The organism is Rhizobium leguminosarum, from assembly GCF_019798305.1.
Lineage (GTDB): Bacteria > Pseudomonadota > Alphaproteobacteria > Rhizobiales > Rhizobiaceae > Rhizobium > Rhizobium leguminosarum_U.
In genome coordinates this window covers 141,657-166,875 of the sequence record NZ_JAAXDD010000001.1, presented here as the reverse complement: position 1 = coordinate 166,875, position 25,219 = coordinate 141,657, and the positions used below count along the sequence as shown (strand labels likewise).

Sequence of the window (25,219 nt, the reverse complement as noted above, 5' to 3'; positions counted from 1 at the left end):
GCGCTTGACGGTCGCTGCGATTTGGTTTGCACTGAACCAATAGAAAATTGGTTCGGACCATTTAAGCGAACGCCGATGGATGAGACGCAGGGCAATTCGAATTATGCGCTGGAGAGGCTGAGGGCTCTCTTGCGGTCCGGCAGTTTCGACGCCGACGGCAAGCTGCCGACCGAGCGCACCCTTTCGGAAATGCTTGGCGTCGGCCGCCGTGCCGTCCGCCGCGCCCTCGAAGTGCTGGAGGCCGAGGGCCGCGTCTGGCGCCGCCAGGGCTCCGGCACCTATGCCGGCCCGCGCCCCGACGGCTGGAGCGATCATGTCGGCTCGCTCGTTGCCGGCACCGATCTCATGGAAGTCATGGAAGTGCGCCTGCGCATCGAGCCGCAGCTCGCCCAGCTTGCCGCCATGCGCGCCAAGGCCGCCGATATCGAGCGCATGTACGATCTGGTGAAGAAGATCTACGAAAGCACCGATGCCGACGGGCGCGAACTCTGGGACGGCGCACTGCACCGGCAGATCGCCCAATGCGCCGGCAACGGTTTCTTCCTCACCATCTTTGATGTCATCAACCGGGTGCGCCAGGACGAGGCTTGGCAGACGATCCGCGAGCGCGCCCGCAGCGCCAGCCGGACGCGGCCCGTTACCTTTAACCAGCACACGGCAATCGTCGATGCGATCGCCGCTCGTGATCCGGCCAGGGCAGGCGAAGCGATGCGCCAGCATCTGCTGACGCTGCAGGAAAGCCTCGTCCGCATCACCTCGCTCGACCACAGCGAAACGGAGGCCAACAAGACCCTCGCCTGAACAGGGGAGGTGAGCCGGGAGAAAAATACAGGCGGGCCATAACCGCCGGAATGGAAGCAAAAACCAAACAAAAAGAGACAGAGGAGAATGGAATGAAGATCGCCAAATTGCTGACCACCGCCGTTGCCGGCGCACTGTTTGCCCTTCCTGCCTTCGCCGTCGACCTGAAGATCGGCCTGCAGGACGATGCCGACGTGCTCGATCCCGCGCAGTCGCGCACCTTCGTCGGCCGTATCGTCTATACTGCGATGTGCGACAAGCTGGTCGACGTCTCACCCGATCTGAAGATCGTGCCGCAGCTTGCCACCGAATGGAGCTGGTCGGCCGATGGCAAAGAACTCACCATGAAGCTGCGCCAAGGCGTCAAGTTCCATGACGAGACCGCGTTCAACGCCGAAGCCGTCGTCGCCACTATCGAGCGCAACATCACCCTGCCGGAATCACGCCGCAAGAGCGAACTGACCTCGGTCGCAAAGGTCGAGGCGACAAGCGAATACGAGGTCAAGTTTACCCTCAAGGCGCCTGACGTCACCCTTCTTGCCCAGCTTTCCGACCGCGCCGGCATGATCGTCTCGCTGAAGGCCGCCAAGGAACTCGGCGCCAAGTTCGGCGATCACCCGGTCTGCGCCGGTCCATTCAAGTTTGTCGAGCGCGTCCAGCAGGACCGCATCGTGCTCGAAAAGTTCCAGGACTACTGGAACAAGGACAAGATTTTCATCGACAAGCTCACCTATCTGCCGATCCCGGATACGACGGTGCGTCTCGCCAATCTGCGGTCCGGCGATCTCGACATGATCGAGCGTCTGGCCGCGACCGATGCTGAGGCGGTGAAGGCGGATTCGAGCCTCGTCTATGCCGACGCCGTCGGCACCGGCTACATGGCGCTCTATACCAATATCGGCAATGGTGCGCGCGCCGACAATCCGTTCGGCAAGGACAAGCGCCTGCGCCAGGCCTTCTCGCTGGCGATCGACCGCGATGCCGTCAACCAGATCGTCTATGAAGGCACGGCGGTTTCCGGCAACCAGCCCTTCCCGCCGAGCAGCCCGTGGTTCGACAAGGATATTCCCGTCCCCGCCCGCGATCTCGACAAGGCTAAGGCGCTGATCAAGGAAGCCGGCTTCGACCGCGTGCCGATCGAGCTGCAGATCCCCAACAATCCCGTTGCCATGCAGATGATGCAGATCATCCAGTCGATGGTCGGCGAAGCCGGCTTCGACGTCAGCCTGAAATCGACGGAATTCGCCACGCTGCTGAGCGAACAGACCGCCGGCAACTATCAGCTCAGCCGTTCGGACTGGTCTGGCCGCGTCGATCCCGATGGCAACATCCATCAGTTCATCACCTGCAAGGGCGGCATCAACGACACGAAATACTGCAACGCCGAGGTGGACAAGCTGCTGAACGAAGCCCGTGCGTCGACCGACGAGGCCGTGCGCAAGCAGAAGTATGATGCCGCCGCCGTCATCCTGAACGACGATCTGCCGATCATCTATCTCGGCCATCAGTCCTGGATCTGGGCGCTGCACAAGAACATCACCGGCTTCGTTCCGTCGCCGGATGGCATGATCCGCCTCGTCGGCGTCAAGAAAGCCGGCTGATCGCTAGAGCATGATGCCGAAAAGTGTGAGCGGTTTTCGGACGACATCATGCTCTACTTTTTGATCCAGCAAATCATGCGGCGGAAACCCTCCGCCGCATGATTCTAAAGCGCGTCGCAATCTTTCAGATTCGCTTCACGCGCTTTAGCTTTTTGTTTTACGCATGTCGTTATCGCAAAACCGCTGCACACTTTTGCGCGACATGCTTTAGTCGTGTCAGGATCGCCCATGTACACCTACATCGCCAAACGGCTCTTGGTCGCCATACCGACGCTTTTGATCATTTCAGTCTTCGTCTTCTCGCTGCAGAAGCTGCTGCCCGGCGACCCGATCCTTGCCATGGCCGGCGAGGAACGCGACCCGCAGGTTCTCGAATTCCTGCGCGAGAAGTACCGGTTGAACGATCCCGTGCCCTATCAATATGTCCGCTGGCTGGGTGCGGCACTGCAGGGCGACCTCGGCATCTCGCTGCGCACCAACCAGCCGGTTCTGCAGCTCATCGGCGAAAAGCTGCCGGTCACAATCCAGCTTGCCATCATGTCGATGATCTTCGCCTTTGTCATCGGCGTGCCGATGGGCATCCTGGCGGCCGTCAAGAAGAACACGATGATCGACTATCTCGCCAACATCATCGCGCTGACCGGCCTGTCGATCCCGAATTTCTGGCTCGGCATCATGCTGATCCTGCTGGTTTCGGTCAATCTCGGCTGGTTGCCGGCGTCCGGCTACGAACCCTTCTTCAGCGATCCGATGCGTTCGCTGGAAACCATGCTGATGCCCTCCTTCGTGCTCGGCAACGCGCTGGCGGCGACCCTGATGCGGCATACCCGCTCGGCGATGCTGAGCGTCCTCAGCACCGATTACATCCGCACCGCCCGCGCCAAGGGATTGCCGGAAAGCACTGTCGTGCTCGAGCACAGCTTCCGCAACGCGATGCTGCCGATCGTGACGCTGACCGCGCTGCTCTTTGGCGAACTGCTTGCCGGCGCCGTGCTGACCGAGCAGATTTTCACCATTCCGGGTTTTGGAAAGCTCATCGTCGACGCCGTCTTCAACCGAGACTACGCCGTCGTCCAGGGCGTGGTGATCTGCACCGCGATCGGTTTCATCCTGATGAACCTCTTGGCCGATATTCTCTATGTCCTGCTCAATCCACGCATGAGGGCCGCCCTATGACCGCAATCGGTGAGACCGGCATTCCCTCTGCGATCGACCGCACGCCGAGCCGCGCCTGGCGCAAGCTGAAGGCCAACAAGGGCGCCCTCGTCGGCCTTGCGATCATCGCTTTCTTCGCGATCCTCGCGGTTGCCGCCCCCCTTCTTCCGATTCCCGATCCGAACGCCACAAGCTGGTCGGCGATCCGCAAGGCGCCGTCTGCCGTCCATTGGCTCGGCACCGACGACATCGGCCGCGACATTCTTTCCCGGATGATCTGGGGGGCGCAGGCATCGCTGATGGCCGGCGTCTTCTCGGTCGCCATTGCCGTTATCATCGGCGTCCCCTTCGGCCTCGTCTCCGGTTATTTCGGCGGCTGGATCGACATGGTGATCTCCCGCATCACCGAAGCCTTTCTGGCCATGCCTTTCCTCATCACCGCCATCGCGCTCGCAGCCTTTCTCGGCCCGAGCCTGACCAATGCGATGGTTGCGATCGGCCTTTCGGCCATGCCCGTCTTCGTGCGGCTGACGCGCGGCCAAGTGCTCTCGGTCAAGACCGAGGAATATGTCGAGGGCGCCCGCTCGATCGGCCTCCGGTCCTCGAGCATCATCACCCGCTATATCCTGCCGAATGTCTTTGCGCCGATCCTCGTGCAGGCGACACTGACCATCGCAACGGCGATCATCGCCGAGGCGAGCCTCTCCTTCCTCGGCCTCGGCCAACAGCCGCCGGCCCCGAGCTGGGGCTCGATGCTGAACGTCGCCAAGAATTTCCTCTCCCAGGCGCCATGGATGGCGATGTGGCCGGGTGCCGCGATCTTCCTCGTCGTCATCGGTTTCAATCTCCTAGGCGACGGCCTGCGCGATGCGCTCGATCCGCGCGAAGCATGATTTCTCGAAAGGACATTTGACATGACCGCTTTCACGACCCGTCCAGAAATCCTCGGCACCTTCGGCGTCGTCACTTCCACGCACTGGATCGCCTCGGCTGTCGGTATGAGCATTCTCGAAAAGGGCGGCAACGCTTTCGACGCGGCAGTGGCGACGGGCTTCGTGCTGCAGATCGTCGAGCCGCATCTTTGCGGTCCGGGCGGCGATATGCCGGCGGTGATCTATTCGAAGAAGAAGGACAAGGTCGAGGTCATCTGCGCGCAGGGACCCGCCCCCGCCGGCGCGACGATCGAACACTATACGGCGGAGGGCCTGAGCCTGATCCCCGGCGACGGGCTGCTTGCGACCGTCATCCCCGGCTCCTTCGATGGCTGGATGCTGATGCTGCGCGACTACGGCTCGATGAGCGTGCGCGATGTGCTGGAACCGGCGATCTATTACGCCGAGCACGGCCATCCGATGCTGCCGCGCGTCTCCGCCACGATCAAGGCGCTCGCCGCCTTCTTCGAGAAGGAATGGCCGACCTCCTACGAAACTTGGCTGCCAGGCGGCAGCGCCCCCGAAGCGCATGCGAATTTCAGGAATCCGGTGCTCGCCGAAACCTGGAAGCGCGTCATCGCCGAGGCGGAAGTGAAAAGCGGCCGGGAAGCGCAGGTCGAGGCGGCCCGCGACGCCTTCTATCGCGGCTTCGTCGCCGAAAAGATCGACGATTATCTGAAGACTGCCGAGGTGATGGATGCGAGCGGCAACCGCCACAAGGGCGTCCTGACTGCCACCGACATGGCGAACTGGTCGGCAACGATCGAGGAGCCGCTGACCTATGATTATCATGGCTGGACGATCGCCAAGATCGGCCCTTGGGGCCAGGGTCCGGTCTTCCTGCAGACCCTGTCGATCCTCAAAGGCTTCGATCTCGCCGCGATGAACCCCACTGGTGCCGATTTCGTCCACACCGTCGTCGAGGCGATGAAGCTCGCCTTCGCCGACCGCGAAGTCTATTACGGCGATCCGAATTTTTCGGAGATTCCCATCGCGCATCTGCTGTCGGAAACCTATGCCGCCGAGCGCCGCAAGCTGGTCGGCGCAGACGCCTCCTTCGATCTTCGCCCGGGCATCGTGCCTGGCTTCGAAGCGCAGCACGATCTGACGATGAAAATGCTCGGCGCGGATTCGAAGACCGGCGCCGTCTACGAGCCGACCATGGCGCACCTTTCCGAAAAGCGTGGCGACACCGTGCATATCGACGTCATCGACCGCGACGGCAACATGGTCTCCGTCACGCCATCAGGCGGCTGGCTGCAATCCTCGCCGACCGTGCCCGGCCTCGGCTTCTGCCTCAATTCCCGCGCCCAGATGTTCTGGCTGAAACCAGGCCTGCCGACGTCGCTTGCTCCCGGCAAGCGGCCGCGCACGACGCTGACACCGTCGCTCGGGCTCTATGAGGGCCGCCCGACGCTCGCCTTCGGCACGCCTGGCGGCGACCAGCAGGAACAGTGGCAGCTTTCCTTCTTCCTGCGATATGCGCACCACAAGCTGAACCTGCAGGCGGCGATCGACCAGCCGCTGTTCCACACTTCGCATTTTCCGGGCTCCTTCTATCCGCGCACCCGCGAGCCCGGCAGCCTGATGGCGGAAGCGAATTTCGGCCCTGAAGTCCTCGATGCCCTGCGCCGCAAGGGCCACAAGCTGACGGTCGCCGATCCCTGGACGATCGGCCGGCTGACCGCCGCGAGACGCGATGCCGACGGACTGTTGCGCGCCGCAGCCACCCCGCGCCTGATGCAGGCCTATGCGATCGGGAGATAGTCATGACCTGGTCTATCGTCGCCCGTGATCCCTTGAGCGGTCATCTCGGCATCGCCGTCGCGAGCCGCTTCTTCGCCGTCGGCGCTCTTGTGCCGCATATTCGCGGCGGCATCGGCGCCGTCGCCACCCAGGCCTTCGTCAGCCCGCTTTACGGCGTCGACGGCCTGTCGCTGCTGGCTGCAGGCAGGGCACCGGAGGAGATCATCGCCGAGCTGACCGCGCGTGACGCCGGCCGCAATCAGCGGCAGCTGCACCTCATCGATGCGAAGGGGCACAACGCCGCCTTCACCGGTCCCGCATGCATCGACTGGGCGGGACATCTGATCGACGAAAACGTCTCGGTCGCCGGCAACATGCTCGCGGGTCCCGACGTCGTCGCCCAAACACTTGCCACCTACAACAAGGCAATGGACAAGCCGCTGGCCGAACGCCTGCTGCTGGCGATGCAGGCAGGAGAGGATGCCGGCGGTGACAAGCGCGGCAGGCAGTCCGCCGCCCTCGTCATCCACCGCGATCAGGATTATCCGTGGCTGAGCATCCGCGCCGACGATCATCCCGATCCGCTCGCCGATCTTGTCCGCCTGCATGCGGTGGCGGGTGAACATTATCTGCATGTCGCGGAGACGATGGCGACGCGGCAAAATCCGAACGGCATGACTGACAGGCGCGAGATCGATGAAAAGATCGCGGCGCTGGAAGCGGCCCGCATCGCCGAAGGCAGGCAATCCGCCTCCTTTGCCACACCTTTGAAGACGTGAACCCAGACAAGAACAAGGCAACGACATGCTTGATGTTTCTTCGGCCCCCGCCTCCCCGGTTCTTTCCGTCCGGAACCTGACGACCTCCTTCCTCGTCGATGGCGACTGGAAGCCGGTGGTGCGCGACGTCTCCTTCGACGTCATGCCAGGCGAGACGGTGGCAATTGTCGGCGAAAGCGGCTCGGGCAAGAGCGTCACCTCCCTTTCGATCATGCGGCTTCTCGCCAAGGGATCGAGCCGCATCGACGGCGCCATCAGCTTGAATGGCAAGGATGTTCTCGCTCTTTCGGAAAAGGAGATGCGCCGGGTACGCGGCAACGACGCCGCCATGATCTTCCAGGAGCCGATGACATCCCTCAACCCGATCTTCACCATCGGCCGCCAGATCTCCGAAGCGCTCACCTGCCACGGAAATATCGGCAAGGCCGAGGCGCGGGCTGAAACCGTGCGCCTGCTGGAGAAGGTCCGCATCCCCAACGCCGCCTCGCGCTTCGATGAATATCCGCACCAGTTCTCAGGCGGCATGCGCCAACGCGTGATGATCGCCATGGCGCTCGCCAGTCGGCCGAAACTGTTGATCGCCGACGAACCGACGACGGCGCTCGACGTGACGATCCAGGGCCAGATCCTCGATCTGATCAAGATGCTGCAGGAAGAAGAGGGCATGTCCGTGCTCTTCATCACCCATGACATGGGCGTCGTCGCCGAAATCGCCGACCGCACCATTGTCATGTATCGCGGCGAGGCGGTGGAAACCGGCACGACCGACGACATCTTCCATCGCGGCAGGCATCCCTATACCCGCGCTTTGCTCTCGGCCGTGCCGCGCCTCGGCTCGATGGCCGACCGGAAATGGCCGCTGCGTTTCCCGGTCGTCGATACCACGACCGGCGAACGCCGCGAGCCGATCGAGGTGGCCGATACCGTCGACCGCCGCCGGACGCCGATCCTCGAAGTCAAGAACCTCGTTACCCGTTTCGACATCCGCGGCGGCCTGCTCGGCCGCAAGACCGGCGCGATCCATGCGGTCGAGGACGTCTCTTTCGATCTCTTCCAGGGCGAGACACTGTCGCTCGTCGGAGAATCCGGTTGCGGCAAGTCGACCACCGGCCGCTCGATCACCCGCCTCGTGCAGCCGAACGGCGGCAGCGTCAGCCTCGACGGCTATGACGTGCTGAGTCTTGACGCGACCAGTCTCAGACGGATGCGCCGCAGCATCCAAATGATCTTTCAGGATCCCTTCGCCAGCCTCAACCCGCGCATGACCGTCGGCGCCGCCGTCGCCGAACCGATTACGGAGCATGGCCTCGGCACCGGCGCCCAGGCCCGCGACAAGGCAGCCGATCTTCTCGAACGCGTCGGGCTGAAATCCGACATGATGAAACGCTATCCGCACGAATTTTCCGGCGGTCAGCGCCAGCGCATCTGCATCGCCCGCGCGCTCGCACTCGATCCGAAGGTGATCGTCGCCGATGAAAGCGTTTCAGCCCTCGATGTCTCGATCAAGGCGCAGGTCTGCAATCTGCTGATGGACCTGCAGCAAAGCCTCAACCTCGCCTTCCTGTTCATTTCTCACGATATGGCGGTGGTCGAGCGCGTCAGCCACCGTGTCGCGGTGATGTATCTCGGCGAGATCGTCGAGATTGGCCCGCGTGCGGAATTGTTCAGCAATCCGCAGCATGCCTACACGAAGAAGCTGATGGCAGCCGTGCCCGTTCCCGACCCCTCGCGGCGCGGCATCAAGCGCAACCTCGGAATCGATGAGCTCAAGAGCCCTGTCCGGCCGATCGGCTACGTCGCGCCGCCGCGCCGGTACTGGGAAGTGACGGCGGGCCATCTGGTGCGCGTCGATGAAGCCGCCTGAGCGGGAAAACTCGCTTTGTAGAGCATCAGGAAAACAAGTATTGCGGGAAAATAACCCGTGTCGGTGGCGCGCCGGCCGTCTTTTTTGCTGCACCGCTTATATGACTTCTGCTAGATATTATTTTACCGATAATTATTAACGACCGATTCCACCCTTTTGTGTTCTCTTATCCTTGCGAATCAAAAAGGTTTGATTTGCCCGGGGACGGCCACCATGTTGAAGCATGGGGCGATGCAACAGTTGGGTAGGAGCCTATGCTGCAACGGATTGAAGACATTGATGCAGCGCTCGTCGACAGGCTGCAGCATTCGGCGTTCAACTACTTCCTGAAATATACCAATCCCGAAAACGGCCTTGTGGCGGATACCTCGATCGGCGGGGTTCCGTGCAGCATCGCAGCCGTCGGCTTTGCTCTTTCCTCCTATCCTGTTGGTGTCGAGCGTTTATGGATCAGCCGCGAGGAGGCAGCCGAACGCACGGTCAATACGCTGCGGTTCTTCGCCGAGGCGCGCCAGGGCGAGGAACGCCACCCGACCGGCCACCGCGGCTTCTTCTATCATTTCCTGCACATGGATACCGGCCATCGCGCCTGGAACAGCGAGCTTTCGACCATCGATACGGCGCTGCTTGTCGCCGGCATCCTCACGGCCGCACAGTATTTCAATCGCCAAGACGACGAGACGGAGACTGAAATCCGTGAACTCGCGACCTTCATCTACGAGCGCGTCGACTGGCGGTGGGCGCTGAACAAAGGCGACACGATTGCCATGGGTTGGAAGCCCGCTTCCGGCTTCCTGCGTTGGCGCTATCACGGCTTCGACGAGGCGATCATCCTCTACACGCTGGCGCTCGCCTCGCCGACGCATCCCATTCCGCAATCGTGCTACGACGCCTTTACCTCAAGCTATTCCTGGATGCTGCACGGCGAGCAGTCATATCTCTATGCCGGGCCGCTCTTTATCCACCTGTTCTCGCATGCCTGGATCGATTTCCGCACCATTCAGGACAAGCCGATGGCGGAACGGAACTGGGACTATTTCCGCAACACTCAGGTGATGATCAACGTCCAACGTGACTATGCCGAGCGCAATCCCGGCCAGTTCGTCGGCTATAACAGGAATATCTGGGGGCTTTCCGCCTCCGACGGCCCGCCGCCGACACGGCGCATGCGCGGCGGCCGCCAGCCGAAGGTTCTGGGTTATGCCGCACGCGGCGCACCGCTCGGCCCCGATGACGGCACGATCGCACCCTGGGCAGCCCTTGCCTGCCTGCCCTACGACCGGCAGGCAGCTCTCGACGGCACAAAGGCGCTTCTGACCACCTATCCGAACCTGCTGTTGGAAGGCGGCTTCCCAGGTGGCTTCAACCCGACGGTCAAGACTAAGCGGCCGGAAGGTTGGGTCGACGACCGTACCGTCGGCATCGACCAGGGCCTTGTCGTCATGACCATCGAGAACGACCGTTCGGATTTCATTTGGAAGCTGATGCGGCAATCGCCGGTCATCCGCCTCGGCCTCGAACGCGCCGGCTTTACCGGCGGCTGGCTCGAAGGCATCGAGCCGGAAGACGTGGTGCGCAAGTTCGGCTGAGCAATCCGAGCAAAAGCGCGTCTAAAAAGACGCGCGGCGCTCTAAGTCAGCTCTCGAAGACATGCGCCTTGCCGGCGATATCGAGGCGAACGAGATCACCTCGCGCCGGAAGGGCGACGCTCGAGGTCTTGATCAGGATTGGCGGCAGCGCAACGCCGTCCAGCGAAACGGCAACGGTACAGACCGCGCCGCCGAATTCCACCTCGACGACACGTCCGCCATAGTCGCGATCGCTTACATCGGCAACGACGCGAATCTGCTCGGGCCGCAGCATGATCTCCGCCTTGCCCTGACGACTGCCTTCGACGGCGACACGGCCGAGGGCGCAGTCTGCGAGTCCGTTCCGGATGATCGCGGGAAGCAGCACGGCATCGCCGAGGAACAGCGCCGTCTCGCGATCGCGCGGATGCAGATACAATGATTGCGGCGATCCGGCCTGGATCAGCCGTCCTTCCCTGAGCACCGCGACCTGATCGGCAAAGGTCAGCGCCTCTTCCTGGTCATGGGTGACGAGAATGGTGGTGATTCCGGCCGCCTGCAGCACACGCGCAACCGCCTTGCGCATATTCTCTCGCAGGCCGGTATCGAGTGCAGAAAAAGGTTCGTCGAGCAGCATCAGCCGCGGCTTGCGGCCGAGCGCGCGGGCGAGCGCCACGCGCTGCTGTTGCCCGCCGGAAAGCTGATGCGGGCGCCGCGCCAGCATGCCGCGGTCGAGTTCGACCATATCGAGCAGCTCGAGCACGCGCTTCTCGCGATCCGCCGCCCTTCGTTCGAAGCCGAAGCCGATATTTTCGGCAACGCTTAAGTGCGGAAACAACGCGCCATCCTGCGAGACGATGCCGATGCCGCGTTTATGCGCCGGTACTGTCGCCGGACCATCCGCGAGCACCTCGCCATCCAGCGTCACCCTGCCGACATCGGGTTGCTCGAAACCGGCAATGATGCGCAGAAGCGTCGTCTTGCCCGAACCGGACGGGCCGACAACGGCGGTGCGGCTGCCCGCCGAGACCTCGAGCGAAATATCCTTCAACGCCTGGACGGGGCCATAGCGCTTGCTGATGTTCTCGATCGTGAGCAGCGTCATTGGCCGGTGGTCCGTTTCGATTGGATATAGAGCATAAGGGTGAGCGGCAGCGACAGCACGACCATCATGAAGGCGTAAGGGGCGGCCGAGACATAATCGATCTCGCTGGTCAGCGACCAGAATTTCGTCGCCAGCGTATCGACGCCGTTGGGCGACAGCATCAGTGTCGCCGTGAGTTCATTGGTGATGCCGAGTGCGGCCAGCGCGACGCTGGCGGCCGCTCCAGGTGCTGCAAGCCGCATGGTGATCTGCCGCACCGCCTGGCCCGGGGTGCGGCCGAGGCCCATCGCGGCGCGCTCCAGCTCTACCGGGGCTTGGGCGATGCTGGCGCGCAGCCCGACCATGGCGCGCGGCAGGAAAAGCATCACATAGGCGACGAGCAGTGTTGCGAAGGTCTGATAGAGCGGCAACACGAGACGCACGGTGATCGTTACCAGCGCCAGAGCCACGACGACGCCCGGCAGCGAGCCGACATAATAATGGCAGGCTTCGAGCACGCGCTGGAGGCGGCCGGGCGCCCGCACGGAAAGCCAGGCCATCGGTGCTGCTGCAATCGTCGCCAGCACGCCGCCGACAATGGCAAGTACGATCGTCTGCAGGAAGGCGCTGCCGACGTCGATGCGCCAGATATCGGTGCCGCCGAGATAGAGCCAACGGCCAAGCGTCACCAGCGGCACGCCGAGCGTCAGCACCGCCAGCATGAGAGGCAGCAAAACCGCGGGCACCACGAACCAGCCCAGCCGGCGGCGGTCCGCCGGGCGAGGCGAGCCGGAGCCGACGCGGGCATAACGTTCGTTGCCGCGCACCAGCACCTCGAAGCCGAGCAGAAAAAGACAGCAGGCGACGAGCACGCCGCCGAGCATGTTCGAGGCCGGGCTGTTGTAGGAGGACTGGAACTGATCGACGATCGCCGTCGCGAACGTGTCGAACCGGATCATGACGAACAGTCCGTACTCCGAAAGCAGATGCAGCGCGATCAGCAGCGAACCGCCGCAGATGGCGAGCCTCAACTGCGGCAGCACGGCGCGGAAGAAGACCCGCCAGGGATCAAGGCCAAGCGAGGCCGCGGCATCCTCGATGGCCGGATCGAGACGGCGCAGCGCTGCGACGACCGGCAGGTAGAGGAACGGATAATAGGCGATGACCGAGACGAAGACGCCACTCTGCAGGCCACGCATGCCGGGAACAAGGCTGACCCAGGCATAGCTGTGCACGAAGGCAGGCACGGCGAGCGGAGCAATCGCCAGCCAGGCCCAGAGCCGCGCCAAAGGAATGTCCGTCCGTTCCGTCAGCCAGGCGAGCGTCACGGCAAGCGCGATCGACAGCGGAATCGTGATCGATTCCAGAAGAATCGTATTGACGAGAAGTTCGCCGACGCGTGGCCGGAAGACCAGGGCCTTCACCGTTTCAAAGCCGACATCGTAGGTGACCCAGCCGATGAAGCCGAGCGGCACGAGACTGAAGATCGCGACGACGGTTGCAAGCAGGATCACGGAAGCGTGCGGCATGCGTCCGCGCGGCAAAACCATTCGCGTGGCCCTCGGCGCGACCGGCGCCTGGTTGCCGGATACGAGCAATCTGTTGTCCTGCAGCAAGGCCGATGCCTTTACACGCTGAAAAAGGAAGGCAACCGCCTTTGAAGGGCGGTTGCCGGATATCGTCATGCCCTAAGGTTTTCTTGAGCCAAATGCAATAGTTTTGGCCGGAAGACGCCTGCGGCAGAAAGGTCAAAGCATGTCGCGCAAAACTGTGCCGCGGTTTTGCGACGACGGCATGCGGAAAACCAAAGATCTAAAGTGTGGCGCGCCACGCTTTAGATCAGGCCGGCGGCCGTCATCAGTTCGACGACCTTCTTGCTGTCGAGAGTCGAAGCTTCGACCTTCGGCGCGTTGAGATCGGCAAGCGGAGTGAGCTTGTCGTTCGAAGGCGCATCCTTGCCGATGGCATATTCATAAGAATCGCCATCCTTGAGGACTGCCTGGCCAGCCTTGCTGGTGAGGAACTTCAGGAAAGCCTGGGCTTCCTTCATGTGCTGCGTGGACTTCAGGACGCCGCCGCCCGAAACGCTGACGAAAGCACCCGGATCCTGGTTCTTGAAGTAGTGCAGGCCGACATTCTTGCTGTTCTCGCCGGTTTTGGCCTGATCGCCGAACCAGTAGTAATGATAGATGATCGCGCCTTCGACTTCGCCAGCATTGACGGCCTTCATGGCGACGCTGTTGCCCTTGTAGGGGGTGGCGTTGTCCTTGAGGCCTTTCAGCCATGCCTTGGTGGCGCCTTCGCCCTTGAGCTGCAGCAGCGAGGCCACGATCGCCTGGAAATCGGCGCCGGCGGGCGCCGCACCCCAGCGGCCCTTCCATGCCGGATCTGCGAGGTCGAGCATCGACTTCGGCAGCTTGTCCTCGGTGAGCTTGGTCTTGTCATAGACAAAGACCGTGGTGCGGGCGGCAATGCCGGTCCACATGCCGTCAGCCGGGCGATACTGCTCCGGAACCTGATCCAGCGTTTCCTTTTCGATGGGGGCGAAGAGGCCCGCGCCATCGACCAGCGTCATCGCCGGTGAATTTTCGGTCAGGAATACGTCAGCTGGAGAGGCGTCGCCTTCCTGGATGATCTGGTTGGCGAACTGCATGTCGCTGCCTTGGCGCATGGTGACCTTGATGCCGGTATCCTTGGTGAAGGCATCGATCCATTCGCGGCCAAGGCTTTCGTGTTGGGCATTGTAGACGACGAGACTTTCGTCCTGCGCATGGGCGCTGGCGGCGAGAAGAGAAGCGACAAGCGCAAGGGAAAAACGATTAAGAGCAATGTTCATGATGGCCTCCGTGGCAATGGCGCCCGAGCTCCCAAGGGCGATTAGAGGCGTATATTTTTCCTGACTGCTGATTTCAAGTTTGGCCTAGCCGGAAAAGCCATCACAATATCTTGACTGAATATTTCATGTTACCGGGGAATAAATTTCGATTTGGCCAAAAAGGCGACGCTCCCCGAACGCCGCCTCTGTTCAGTCGGCTTATTCGACGTCGAACTTGACGCCCTGCGCCAGCGGCAGCGTCCTGCCGTAATTGATCGTGTTGGTGGAGCGGCGCATATAGGCCTTCCAGGCATCCGAACCGGATTCACGGCCGCCGCCGGTCTCCTTCTCTCCGCCGAAGGCGCCGCCGATCTCGGCGCCCGACGGTCCGAGGTTGACGTTGGCGATGCCGCAATCCGAACCGCGCGCGGAGACGAAGGTTTCGGCCTCGCGCATGTCGTTGGTGAAGATCGACGACGACAGCCCTTGCGGCACGGCATTGTGCAGCGCCAGCACTTCGTCGAAGTCACTGTATTTCATCACATAGAGGATCGGCGCGAAGGTCTCGTGCTCGACGGGACCGGTCTGATCCGGCATTTCGACAAGCGCCGGGCGAACGTAGAAGGCCTCAGCCGAGCCATTGTCGACGCGTTCGCCGCCGGTCACCGTGCCTCCGGCCGATTTCGCCTCGCCAAGCGCTGCCTGCATCCTCTCGAAAGCCTGGCCGTCGATCAACGGTCCCACAAGCGTACCGCTTTCGAGCGGATTGCCGATGGTGACGGAGCCATAGGCCTTCTGCAGGCGCGGCACCAGCTGGTCGTAGACGCTGTCATGGACGAAGAGACGGCGCAGCGTCGTGCAGCGCTGGCCGGCCGTGCCCATGGCGGAGAAGGCGACGCCGCGCAGCGTCAGGTCGAGATCGGCCGACGGGCAGACGATCGCCGCATTGTTGCCGCCGAGTTCGAGAATGGCGCGGGCAAAACGCTGCGACAAGCGCGGACCGACGGCGCGGCCCATGGCCGTCGAGCCGGTGGCGGAAACCAGCGGGATCTTCGGATGATCGACCAGCACTTCGCCGACCTCGCGGCCGCCGATGATCAGCGTCGACAGATTGGCCGGTGCGGTACCGCCCTCGGCGACAAAACGCTTCAGCGCCTTTTCGAACAGCGCCTGCACGGCAAGCGCCGTCAACGGCGTCTTTTCCGAGGGCTTCCAGATGGTGGAATTGCCGCAGACCATCGCCAGCGCCGCATTCCACGACCAGACGGCAACCGGGAAGTTGAAGGCGGAGATGATGCCGATCACGCCGAGCGGATGCCAGCTTTCCATCATCCGGTGCTCGGAGCGCTCGGTGGCAATCGTCAGGCCATAAAGCTGACGGGAAAGGCCGACCGCGAAATCGCAGATGTCGATCATCTCCTGCACTTCGCCCAGACCTTCCGAAGTGATCTTGCCAACCTCGATCGAAACGAGACGGCCGAGCGCCGCCTTGGAGGCGCGCAGTTCCTCGCCCAGCAGGCGGACCAGTTCGCCGCGCTTCGGCGCCGGCACGGCACGCCATTCGAGAAAGGCCTGGTGCGCCGCTTCGATCGCCGCCTTCGTCTCGGAAGCGGAATGTTCCCTGAGTTTGCCGATTTCCTTGCCGGTAACCGGCGAGGTGACAGAAAGCGTGCCGCCGTGATAGCGGCCGGCATCGACGCCGAGTTCGGCAAGCAGTTTGGCGGTTTCGGTGGCGAGATCGAGGACGGCGATGGTCATTGTCATGTTTCCAATCTTATTATTCTCAGAAGCGTGTATCGCTTCTCAGAAGCGGGCATCGGCGAAATGGGCGACCTGAGCGCCGGCTTCGTACCATATTTCCTTGAGTGCACGGAAGCTTGGCTCGGTGGGCGAAGTCAGCGGCAGCGGCAGATCGGCTTCCGCAAGCCGGCCGAGGATATGCTCCGCCAGCGTGCGGCCGAAGACCGTACCGGGGGCAATGCCGCGGCCATTGTAGCCCGAAAAGCCGACGACACCAGGTGCGAATTTGTGGAAGCGCGGCAGCGCATTGTCGGTCATGCCGATCTGGCCATACCATTCGCACTCGAATTCGACCTCGCCGATAATTGGGAAGAGCCGCTTCAAGGCGCGTTTGGCCCAGCCCTTGTGCACCGCAAGACCGGTATTGCGCAGCGCCCCAACACTGCCAAAAACGAGACGGCCGGCCTGGTCCATGCGGAAGGAGGAGAGGATTTCCTTGGTATCCCATGCGCCTTCCCGTCCTGGCAGGATCGACTGGCGCAGATTGTGGCCCAGCGGCACGGTGGCAAAATTGAAATAGGGCAGATGCACTTGTTCGCTGCGCACCTGCTCCCACGGGCCGGTGCTGTAGGCATCTGTCGCGACAATGATCCACTCGGCGCTGACTTCGCCGCTTGATGTCTTCACGGTCCAGCGGCTGCCATTGCGCTCCGTTGAAACGACCGGGCTGGATGTGTGAATGGCGACGCCGGCTTTGACGGCGGTATGGGCAAGGCCGCGCGCATAGGCAAGAGGCTGCAGCGTGCCGGCGCGTTTGTCGAGCAGAGAACCGGTATAGGCATCGCTGCCGATGCGTTTTGCCGTTTCCGCGGCATCGAGCAGCGTCACGGCTGCGCCGCGGGCGGACCATTGCGCCGCGCGATGCTCGATTTCCTTCAGCCCGTCCGCCCCGACCGCGCAATGCAGCGTGCCGTTCCGTTCAAGTTCGCAGGCAATCTGATGTTTGTCGATCAGTTCCATGACGAGCTTCGGCGCATTGCCGAGCAGATCGAGCAGACGTTCGCCATGCACCGGGCCGAGCACGCCGGGCAGATCGTTCGGCATCACCCACATGCCGGCATTGATCAGTCCGACATTGCGCCCCGCGCCGCCGAAGCCGATCTCTTTGGCCTCCAGCAGCACTACCTTCGACCCGGCTTCGGCAAGATGCAGGGCGGAAGAGAGACCGGTGTAACCGCCGCCGACGATGACGACATCGGCCGATACCGCGCCGTCGAGAGGCGAGGTCGTCGGCGCTTCGGGCGCTGTTTTTTCCCAGAGGCCGTGGGAGCGCGGATCATTCAGCATGGCTCAGTCCGATCAGAGCGAAATCGCGGGTACTCTAGAGCAATTCCAGGAAAAGTGCGAAGCGGTTTTCCCAGGCAAATCGGGAAGCGATTTTGCCGGGAATTGCGCAAAAACAAAAGCTTAGAGCGGTCTGCGCTTCCATGAAAAGCTGAACCGTACAAGTGCATAAAAGAAAGCGTTGAAGCGGCCATTTCACGCAACGGTCTTCAGCGGCAGGCCCGCAAGGCCGAGCGCAGCCAGCGCCGAATCCAGCGATGCGGCCTGGCGTTCGGCGTAAAGCGCCAGCTCGTCCTGAACGGTAGCGCCGAGTGCTGCCTCGAACGCGTCACGGTTCGAGCGGGTCGCATAGTTCTGCTGCTGGTCGGTGCCGAGGTTCGACTGGAAGATGCCGGCCGCGCTGACGGGCAGGAAGTCTTCGTAGACGATCGGGGTGAAGGCGAGGTAACCCTTGGCGATCAGCGCCTCCGGATCGCCGGGCAGCCTGCTGCCGGCCGCGGCGGCAATGCCCGCAGGCGTCGCGGAATAGCGGAAAAAGGCCAGATCCGCCCTGCGCAACTCATCCCAGCTATCCGGCAGTGCCTTGAAACGCGCGGCGAGTTCGTCGTCGTAGGCACCGGCCTTGGCGCCGCCGGCGCCCACCTGCACCTCGCCGCGAACCGAGGCGAGCAGTTGGTCGTAGAGCGCCCGGCCCTTCGCCGTCAGCGCTACGCCGCGCTGTTCGATCTCCCCGAAGCGGGCGGTATGCGTCCCTTGAATCGCACCGTCATCATCGGAAAAGGCGATCGTTTCCTCCAGCGCCTTGAAACTCGTCTGTCGCAGCAGGATATCGCAATGACGGCGCGGCGGCCCTTCGATGACCGCCTTCGGCGTGATGCCGCGTTCCGGCATGCGGGCCTGGACCGCATCGATGTCGAGCGTGCGCGGCGTCAGATGGTTGATGTGCGGCCCCTTGAAGCTGACGACGTCGGCGATCAGCCGATGGGCATCATGCAGCCGCTTGTAGGTTTCGGCGCTGACTGTCGCTTCGCCATGCCAGCGGAAGGTTTCAAGCGCCTCGGCGACGAATTCAGTTGCCTCCGCCTCGCTCAGGCCGCCCTTCTGCTCGTGGCGCTCGATCAACGCGACGGCGCGCGGCGTGTAGATCCGCCGTTTCGCCAGAATGGCTTCGGCCTCGCCGCGCAGCCCTTCGTCCTCGATCAGTTCCAATCGCAGCAGCGAGGTGAAGACACGGAACGGATTGACGTTGAGCGCCGCCTCGTCGATCGGCCGGAAGCTGGTGGAATGAACCGGCACGCCGGCGACCGAAAGATCGTAATAGCCGACCGGCTGCATGCCCATGACCGCAAACAGCCGACGGATGGTGAAGAGTTCGTCGGCCGTACCGAGCCTAATGGCGCCGTGGCGTTCGACATCGATGCGCTCCAGCTCGCCGGCGCGGGCCAGGCGATCGCGCAGGTCGGGATCCCTTTCGAGGCAGCCGGCATTCACATCCGCCACCAGTTCGATCAGCGTGCCGTATTGCGGCACCTCCGCCCGGTACATCTGCGACATCGCCTCGGTGAACAGCGATCGGATGCGGTCTGGGGAAACGAAGGCTTGCGGCATCGGGAAACTCCGGCTCATTCCGTTTTTGCAGGATGAACCTCTTTACACGCGCGACAAAGCCGGAAATATCGCTATTTTGGAAATAGCCCATTCTGAAACGGAATGACCATGCAAACGTCTAGACGTTTTCTGCCATCGATTTCGCATCTCGCCGCCTTCGAGGCGGTTGCCCGCACCGGCAGTGTGACGGCAGCGGCGCGCGAACTCGATCTGACGCAGAGCGCCGTCAGCCGCCAGGTGAGCGCGCTGGAAGAGCAGCTTGGCGTCGAGCTCTTCCTGCGCGAACGCCAGACCATGCGGCTGACGCTAGCCGGCGACGGATATGCCCGCGAGATTCGCGAGGCGCTGCGGCGGATATCGAGCGCTTCGCTCAACCTGCGCGCCAATCCGCATGGCGGCACGCTCAATCTCGCCATCCTGCCGACCTTCGGCACGCGCTGGCTGGCGCCGCGCCTGGGACGCTTCCTCGCCGCCAATCCCGGCGTGACCATTAATCTGGTGACTCGGCTTTCGCCCTTCGATTTCCGCCTCGATTCGATCGACGCCGCCATCCATTTCGGCCACCCGCACTGGCCAGGCGCCGAGCTCGCGCTTCTGATGTCGGAGCGCACGGTGCCGGCCTGCAGTCCTGATTTTCTGCAACGATACGCAATCAAAGCGCCGGAGGATCTGCTCGCTGTTCCGCTCCTGCATCTGACAACGCGCCCTGACGCCTGGGAGCAATGGTTCGCCGGTAATGGCGTTTCCTTCGAAAACGTGCACGGCATGCTCTTCGACCAGTTCGCCACCGCTGCGCAGGCGGCAATCGCCGGCCTTGGCGTCGCCCTGCTGCCGACATTCCTGATACAGCAGGAGATCAGGCGCGGCGATCTCGTCGCCGCTGTCGACCGTGAAATGGAAAGCCGCGAGCGCTATTATCTCGCCTTTCCGCCCGAGCGCGCCGACTATGCACCGCTTGCCGCCTTTCACGACTGGATCGTCGCGGAAGCGGCCGCCAATCCGGCTGCGTGACGAACGGCTTGCATCGGCGTGGCGCTTTCGACCATTATATCAGCCAAACAACTTTGCAGGAAATCTCCATGAAGCCGATCTTCGTCCAGCTCCAATGCGCACCCGGGAAGACCTATGAGGTCGCCGACGCCATCTACCAGACCGAACTGGTCTCGGAGCTCTATTCCACAAGCGGTGACTACGATCTGCTGCTGAAGGTCTATATCGAGGAAGGCCAGGATATCGGCAAATTCATCAATGACAATATCGCCAATATTCCCGGCATCGTCCGATCGCTGACGACGCTGACCTTCAAGGCATTCTAGAGCAATTCCAGCAAAACTGCGCAGCGGTTTTGCGTCCGGAATTGCGTGAAGACAAAAGAGATGGAGCGTTTCCGTGATTCGAGAAAAACGGAAACGCTCTGAATTCCCGTCAGACACGGTTAACCTTTTTCGCAAAGATTGCCCCTGGCAGGACCTCGCCTAAACCGCGCCTTAACGCCGGGCATGTCTGGTCGTTGCTATTACGGGCCCGCGTCAGCGCAGGCCGGCACGTGCAGCGATAGGTGGAAAATGTCGATCGTCGAGGCAGATAGGGCGCGCGCGAAGCCGCAATTGGAAACGGCCCCGCTGATCGTCCATGTCGTGCGCCAGTTCCTGCCCAATCGCGGCGGCCTGGAAGAAGTGGTCGCCAATCTCGCCCGTCAGACCGTCCGCCGCGGTTATCGCGTGCGCGTCGTCACGCTGGATTCGCTCTTCACCGCGCCAGCGGATAAGCTGCCGCCTCGCGAAGATATCGACGGCATCGAGGTGGTGCGCATTCCCTGGTCCGGCACCAGCCGCTATCCGCTGGCGCCACAGGTCTTCCGCCATCTCGCCGATGCCGATCTCGTGCATGTCCATGCCATCGACTTCTTCTTCGATGCGCTCGCCTGGGGCCGGCTGCTGCACGGCAAGCCGATGATCGTCACCACCCATGGCGGCTTCTTCCACACGCGGAAATACGCGACGATCAAGAAGATCTGGTTCCAGACGCTAACCCGCGCTTCGGCGACGGCCTACCGCCGCGTCGTCTGCTGCAGCGCCTCCGACCTCAAGCAGTTTTCCGAGATCGTGCCCGACAGCCTGCTGATCGAAAACGGCGCCGATATCGGCAAGTTCGCCGACATCGCTTCGCGCCGGGCAAAGCGCCGCATCGTCACGATTGGCCGGTTTTCGGTGAACAAGCGGCTGGACCACCTGCTCGATGCGATGGCCATGCTGAAGACCCGTGACCCGGAATGGCATCTCGACATCGTCGGTGCCGAATCCGACCTGAACCGAGCGGACGTCGAAGGCGCAATCGAAAGCCGTCATCTTTCCGGCCGCGTCACCCTGCATGTGTCGCCCGAGAACGACACCATCCGGCGCGTCATCGCAGAAGCCTCAATTTTCGCCTCCGCCTCGGAATATGAAGGTTTCGGCCTAGTGGCGCTGGAGGCGATGAGCGCCGGCCTCCTGCCGGTGCTGAACGCCAACGATGCTTTTGCAACGCTTGCCGCCCGGCATCCCGTTCTCATGCTTGCCGATTTCATGAATCCTGAGACCGCCGCCACGGCGATCGAAACAGCGCATGAAACTCTTTCGCGCCAACCGGACACCGTTCGAGCGGAGCTTCTCGACGCCGCCCGCGGCTATTCCTGGGATATCGTCGCCGGACGTTATATCGATCTCTACAGATCGCTGGATATCGTCGCCGCAGAAAGCATCTGATCCTGTCTCTCTGCCGCATAGACGCTACAGCGTTGCGCGCGTGAAAAGACGCGAAACGCTGTAAAATCCCCGGTCACGCTCTTGCCAGACGGATGATCTCGTCGAGCACGAATTTGCGCGATTGCGGCGGCGTCAGGTTGTGGTCGGCATCCGGCAGCATCAGCAGCCGCACGTTCGGATAGCGGGAAAGCCTGGCGCCGCGCGGTCCGAAGTGGAAATAGACGTGGTCGAGCCCGACATCGCCTTCGCTGTAGATCAGCGTCAGCGGCACCTTGCGTTTGCCGAACAGCGCGAATGAGTGCCTGACCTCGCGGGCAATATGGCGCCGGTCAGGGAGCAGCTCGAGCAACGGCGCGATCCACGGCGACAGCCGGCGGCCGGCGGCGATGACGATGTTCTGCAGCGCCGCAACGACATCCACCTGGCCGCGCAGCAGCCGCTTCAGCGTGTCGAGCCGCGCCAGACGCTGGCTGTAATCATCGAGGCTACGGGGAACGGAGACGACATGCTCCCGGCGCACCGGCATGTCAGGATCCCAGTAATAGACGAAGGGATTGATCGACACGACTGCCTTCAGCCGTTCGTCGGCGACGCCGGCGCGGAAGGCGACATAGCCGCCGCTGCATCGGCCCGCGATCATGACGGGGCCGGCGACGACGCTTTCGAGCAGATCGAGCGCGGCGACTGCATCCGCGGTCTGCGTATCCGAATAAAGCACCTGTTCCGGCGCATCCGGCCGCGGCGGGCTGTCGCCGACATTGGCGGAATCGAAACGCAGCGAAACGACGCCCTGGCGGGCGAGCTCGCGCGCCATATCCACCGTCGTCCGTCCCCAGCCGGCATGCCGGTCATAGGCTGTCGACAGGAAGAGCACGGCATTGCCCTTGATCTCGCCGAGCGGCCGGCTGACGACGCCGACCAGATGATTGTGGCTTCCGAAACGCACCGGCGTTTCGGTAAAATCATCGCCGGCAAGCGGCGGGTTGTCGATCGCCGCCGACGAATGGGCGGCGGATGTCGCCGTCGTCGTTGCCTCCAGCCACGTCGTCAGCAGCGCCACGACAGCCATCGGCGTCTTGGCAAACAGCGGATTGGTGGCGAGCTCGTCATAGCCTTCGAAGGCCTTCTGCTCGACATCGGCGCCAAGCGCCTTCAGCGCATCGGCAAAGCCGGTATCCTCGGCCTTGGCAGGACGTTCGAGGATCAGATAGCGGGAGGCTGCGAGCCCCTGCGGCGAGGTGATGTTGAGCTTGCCGAGTTCGGCAGCGATCTCTTCGGGCATGACGAGCCCGGCAATCTGCACCTTGGCGGTCTGGATATGCTCCTTGCCGAGGCCAAGATCGGCATCGATGATCTTGGACCACATGGTGAGTTCGCGCAGATAGGCCCTGCCACTCAGCACCGGTGCCAGCATGACGAGGCTGTCGACGCCCTCGATCGAGGAACCGACGCGATGGGCAAGTGTCGCACCAAGGCCCTGTGCGATGAGGATGATGCGGTCGCAGCCGCTCAGCGACTTCAGCTTGTCGGCGGCCGCACGGATCGAATCTTCCCAGGTTTCCAGCCTCGCCGGCAGTGCGTCGAAATTAAGCGCATCGCCGGTGCCACGATAGTCGAAGCGCAGGCTCGGCACGCCGATATCCGAGAAGTGCTCGGCCGCGACGCGGAAGAATTTGCGGCTGCACATCTCCTCGAAACCCCACGGGCTGACGAAAAGCACGGCGGCCGAACGTTTCTTGGCGAGAGGATTTTCAGGCATGAACAGCCCGATCGTGCCGTCGAAGACCACAGGCAGGGCGGCGCTGCGTCCCGCGCCCTCGGCCGGTTCCAGCGAGAATTCGCCGGGCGCGACCTTGGCGCGATCGGGATCGCCGGGAAGCCGCGGCGCGATGAAATTGATCGCCTGGCCGATCGGTCGCCGCAGCAGGGACGGCATCTTCTCGAGAATGGAGCGCATGACTTCGACATCCTCGCCCGGCACGGCGCGCAGCACCCGGAGAGCTGCAAAATAGGCGAATGCGCCGGCGATGATCGCGCCGACCAATCCGGCCGGACCCTGGACGAATTCCAGCACGGAAGTCGCTCCGCAAGCACAGAGAACGGAGGCGAGCGTCACCTTCGTCAGGCTTGCGTAGAGACCCGAAAGCTGGGATCCGAATCCTGTCTGTCTGATCATCATCACCGACATCGCAACGAATACGAGGATGCGCACGAGTGCGGCACCCTCGGCCGCAAGCCTAGGTACGATCAGTAAACAACCCGCTACCATCAGTAGGCCACCTATCACACTGATGTTCAGGCGGGAGCGCGCCCTGTCCATCGACAGCAGATAGAGGCTGAGGATCTGCATGAAGGTATAGGCGGGAGCAACAAGCGCAAGCAGCGCCACCACCGTCCCGCTGCGGCGGAACGCTTCGCCGAACACGACGAGCACCAGTTCGCTGGAGATCGCGGCAAGCCCGAGGCTCATCGGCAGCACGATATAGGCCATGCTGCGGGTAACAGCGGTAAAGACCTCGACCGGCAATGTCGAATCGCCGCTGCTGTGCCGCCGCTCGGAATAATAGGGCAGCAGGCTGCCGGTCATCTGGATCGGCAGTTGCAGCGCGATATTCGCGATCGACAGGCCGACGGCATAATAGCCGACCATTTCCACCGACCAGAACTGCTGCAGGAAGAGCAACTCGAGCCGGTTGAGAAAAATGGAATCGATGATGAACTGGATCGACAGGATGACGGAGGAGGAGGCGAGATATTTTAGCGAGACCCCGCACCAGTCGCGCCGCGCCAGAAGGATCGGCAGCGTGGCGAAAAACAGCACGAGCTGGCCGAGCGCATAACCGACGAGAACGCCCTCGACGCCGTAGAATACGGCGCCGACGGCAACGCCGGCAAGCTGCAAGATCGAGACGGCGACCGTCAGCTTAAAGAACGCGCCCAGCTTCTTTTCGCCGATCAGGTAGAATTTGACGAAGGATCCGATCGCCTGGATGAAGAACAGCACCCCCGTGACCCGAGCGACGGATGGCGCGGTGTCGGCCCAGTGCATCTTTTCGGAGGTCAGGAAGAACAGCGCGTAGAGCGCCAGCAGCGCGACGGTCGAGAACATCATGAAGCTGACGAGGATGGCGGCAAATCCCCTCCGGCGGCGCGCGTCGAAGCCTTCCGCCGAAAGTTGCGGCAACGTCTTCAGCAGCGTGATGCTGGAGCCGAGTTCGGCGATCGAGGCGCCGGTCACCACCAGCCAGAGCGAAAAGGCGACGATGCCGTTGGCTTCCGGCCCGAGCAACCGCGCGGTTATGATCGAGGAAACGAAGCCCGTCAGAAGCAGCAGCATGCCTGCCGCCCCGTTCATCACCGAGTTTGCGATAATACCCTTCGACATCTGTCCATCCGTCAGGATCGGCCTACAGCCGCATACCCGCCATCTCTAATGCG

At 62.6% G+C, this 25,219-nt stretch carries 18 protein-coding genes; 11 read left to right on the top strand and 7 right to left on the bottom strand.

The genetic code is table 11. The features are described from left to right. Positions 1-75: 75 nt before the first annotated feature. From HFO99_RS00725 to HFO99_RS00690, 8 genes are all read left to right on the top strand, one after another. Positions 76-801: a FadR/GntR family transcriptional regulator gene (locus HFO99_RS00725; protein ID WP_222358475.1), complete on the top strand. Its 726-nt coding sequence runs from the start codon at positions 76-78 to the stop codon at positions 799-801. Between the two features lie 92 nt (positions 802-893). Beyond that, positions 894-2,402 carry an ABC transporter substrate-binding protein gene (locus HFO99_RS00720; RefSeq protein ID WP_222358473.1) on the top strand — a complete coding sequence of 503 codons (1,509 nt, stop codon included), beginning with the start codon at positions 894-896 and terminating at the stop codon, positions 2,400-2,402. A 228-nt stretch (positions 2,403-2,630) separates the two neighbouring features. Then, on the top strand, positions 2,631-3,578 hold the full coding sequence (locus HFO99_RS00715; RefSeq protein ID WP_222358470.1) for an ABC transporter permease: 948 nt from the start codon (positions 2,631-2,633) through the stop codon (positions 3,576-3,578). Next, positions 3,575-4,450, top strand: a complete 876-nt coding sequence (locus HFO99_RS00710; RefSeq protein WP_222358467.1) for an ABC transporter permease — start codon at positions 3,575-3,577, stop codon at positions 4,448-4,450. Before HFO99_RS00715 ends, HFO99_RS00710 begins: the two co-directional genes overlap by 4 nt. A gap of 21 nt (positions 4,451-4,471) precedes the next feature. Further along, entirely contained in the window at positions 4,472-6,256 is a 1,785-nt protein-coding gene (locus HFO99_RS00705) for a gamma-glutamyltransferase family protein (RefSeq protein ID WP_222358464.1), read from the top strand. A gap of 2 nt (positions 6,257-6,258) precedes the next feature. Then, on the top strand, positions 6,259-7,014 hold the full coding sequence (locus tag HFO99_RS00700; protein WP_222358461.1) for a DUF1028 domain-containing protein: 756 nt from the start codon (positions 6,259-6,261) through the stop codon (positions 7,012-7,014). Positions 7,015-7,039: 25 nt separating this feature from the next. After that, positions 7,040-8,878: an ABC transporter ATP-binding protein gene (locus HFO99_RS00695; RefSeq protein WP_222334735.1), complete on the top strand. Its 1,839-nt coding sequence runs from the start codon at positions 7,040-7,042 to the stop codon at positions 8,876-8,878. 254 nt (positions 8,879-9,132) lie between these two features. Next, a complete protein-coding gene (locus tag HFO99_RS00690) occupies positions 9,133-10,467 on the top strand; it encodes a glucoamylase family protein (protein ID WP_222358458.1) in 1,335 nt (444 codons plus the stop codon). A gap of 46 nt (positions 10,468-10,513) precedes the next feature. Here HFO99_RS00690 and HFO99_RS00685 read toward each other — a convergent pair whose 3' ends face one another. The 6 genes from HFO99_RS00685 to HFO99_RS00660 all read right to left on the bottom strand — a co-directional run bounded on the left by HFO99_RS00685 (position 10,514) and on the right by HFO99_RS00660 (position 19,055). Then, entirely contained in the window at positions 10,514-11,551 is a 1,038-nt protein-coding gene (locus tag HFO99_RS00685; protein WP_222249091.1) for an ABC transporter ATP-binding protein, read from the bottom strand. Beyond that, positions 11,548-13,215 (bottom strand): ABC transporter permease, encoded by a 1,668-nt coding sequence (locus HFO99_RS00680; RefSeq protein ID WP_222334738.1) that lies wholly within the window; start codon positions 13,213-13,215, stop codon positions 11,548-11,550. Before HFO99_RS00680 ends, HFO99_RS00685 begins: the two co-directional genes overlap by 4 nt. Before the next feature lie 149 nt (positions 13,216-13,364). Further along, on the bottom strand, positions 13,365-14,366 hold the full coding sequence (locus HFO99_RS00675) for an iron ABC transporter substrate-binding protein (protein ID WP_222358456.1): 1,002 nt from the start codon (positions 14,364-14,366) through the stop codon (positions 13,365-13,367). 198 nt (positions 14,367-14,564) lie between these two features. Beyond that, positions 14,565-16,103: an aldehyde dehydrogenase family protein gene (locus tag HFO99_RS00670; RefSeq protein WP_222334740.1), complete on the bottom strand. Its 1,539-nt coding sequence runs from the start codon at positions 16,101-16,103 to the stop codon at positions 14,565-14,567. Positions 16,104-16,148: 45 nt separating this feature from the next. After that, positions 16,149-17,432, bottom strand: coding sequence for an NAD(P)/FAD-dependent oxidoreductase (locus tag HFO99_RS00665; RefSeq protein ID WP_222358452.1), 1,284 nt, complete (start codon positions 17,430-17,432; stop codon positions 16,149-16,151). A gap of 192 nt (positions 17,433-17,624) precedes the next feature. Beyond that, positions 17,625-19,055, bottom strand: coding sequence for a VOC family protein (locus tag HFO99_RS00660; protein WP_222358449.1), 1,431 nt, complete (start codon positions 19,053-19,055; stop codon positions 17,625-17,627). Positions 19,056-19,139: 84 nt separating this feature from the next. Between HFO99_RS00660 and HFO99_RS00655 the strand changes: the two genes are divergently transcribed. The 3 genes from HFO99_RS00655 (at position 19,140) to HFO99_RS00645 (ending at position 21,781) form a co-directional block, all read left to right on the top strand. Further along, on the top strand, positions 19,140-20,048 hold the full coding sequence (locus tag HFO99_RS00655; protein WP_222249100.1) for a LysR family transcriptional regulator: 909 nt from the start codon (positions 19,140-19,142) through the stop codon (positions 20,046-20,048). Between the two features lie 68 nt (positions 20,049-20,116). Then, positions 20,117-20,353, top strand: a complete 237-nt coding sequence (locus HFO99_RS00650; RefSeq protein ID WP_003567502.1) for an Lrp/AsnC ligand binding domain-containing protein — start codon at positions 20,117-20,119, stop codon at positions 20,351-20,353. Positions 20,354-20,602: 249 nt separating this feature from the next. Continuing rightward, on the top strand, positions 20,603-21,781 hold the full coding sequence (locus HFO99_RS00645; RefSeq protein WP_222358446.1) for a glycosyltransferase family 4 protein: 1,179 nt from the start codon (positions 20,603-20,605) through the stop codon (positions 21,779-21,781). Between the two features lie 73 nt (positions 21,782-21,854). On the opposite strand, the gene HFO99_RS00640 is transcribed toward HFO99_RS00645, so the two are convergent. Continuing rightward, the gene (locus tag HFO99_RS00640) at positions 21,855-25,166 is read right to left on the bottom strand and encodes an oligosaccharide flippase family protein (protein WP_222358443.1); all 3,312 of its coding nucleotides are present in this window, start codon (positions 25,164-25,166) and stop codon (positions 21,855-21,857) included. Positions 25,167-25,219: the final 53 nt, after the last annotated feature.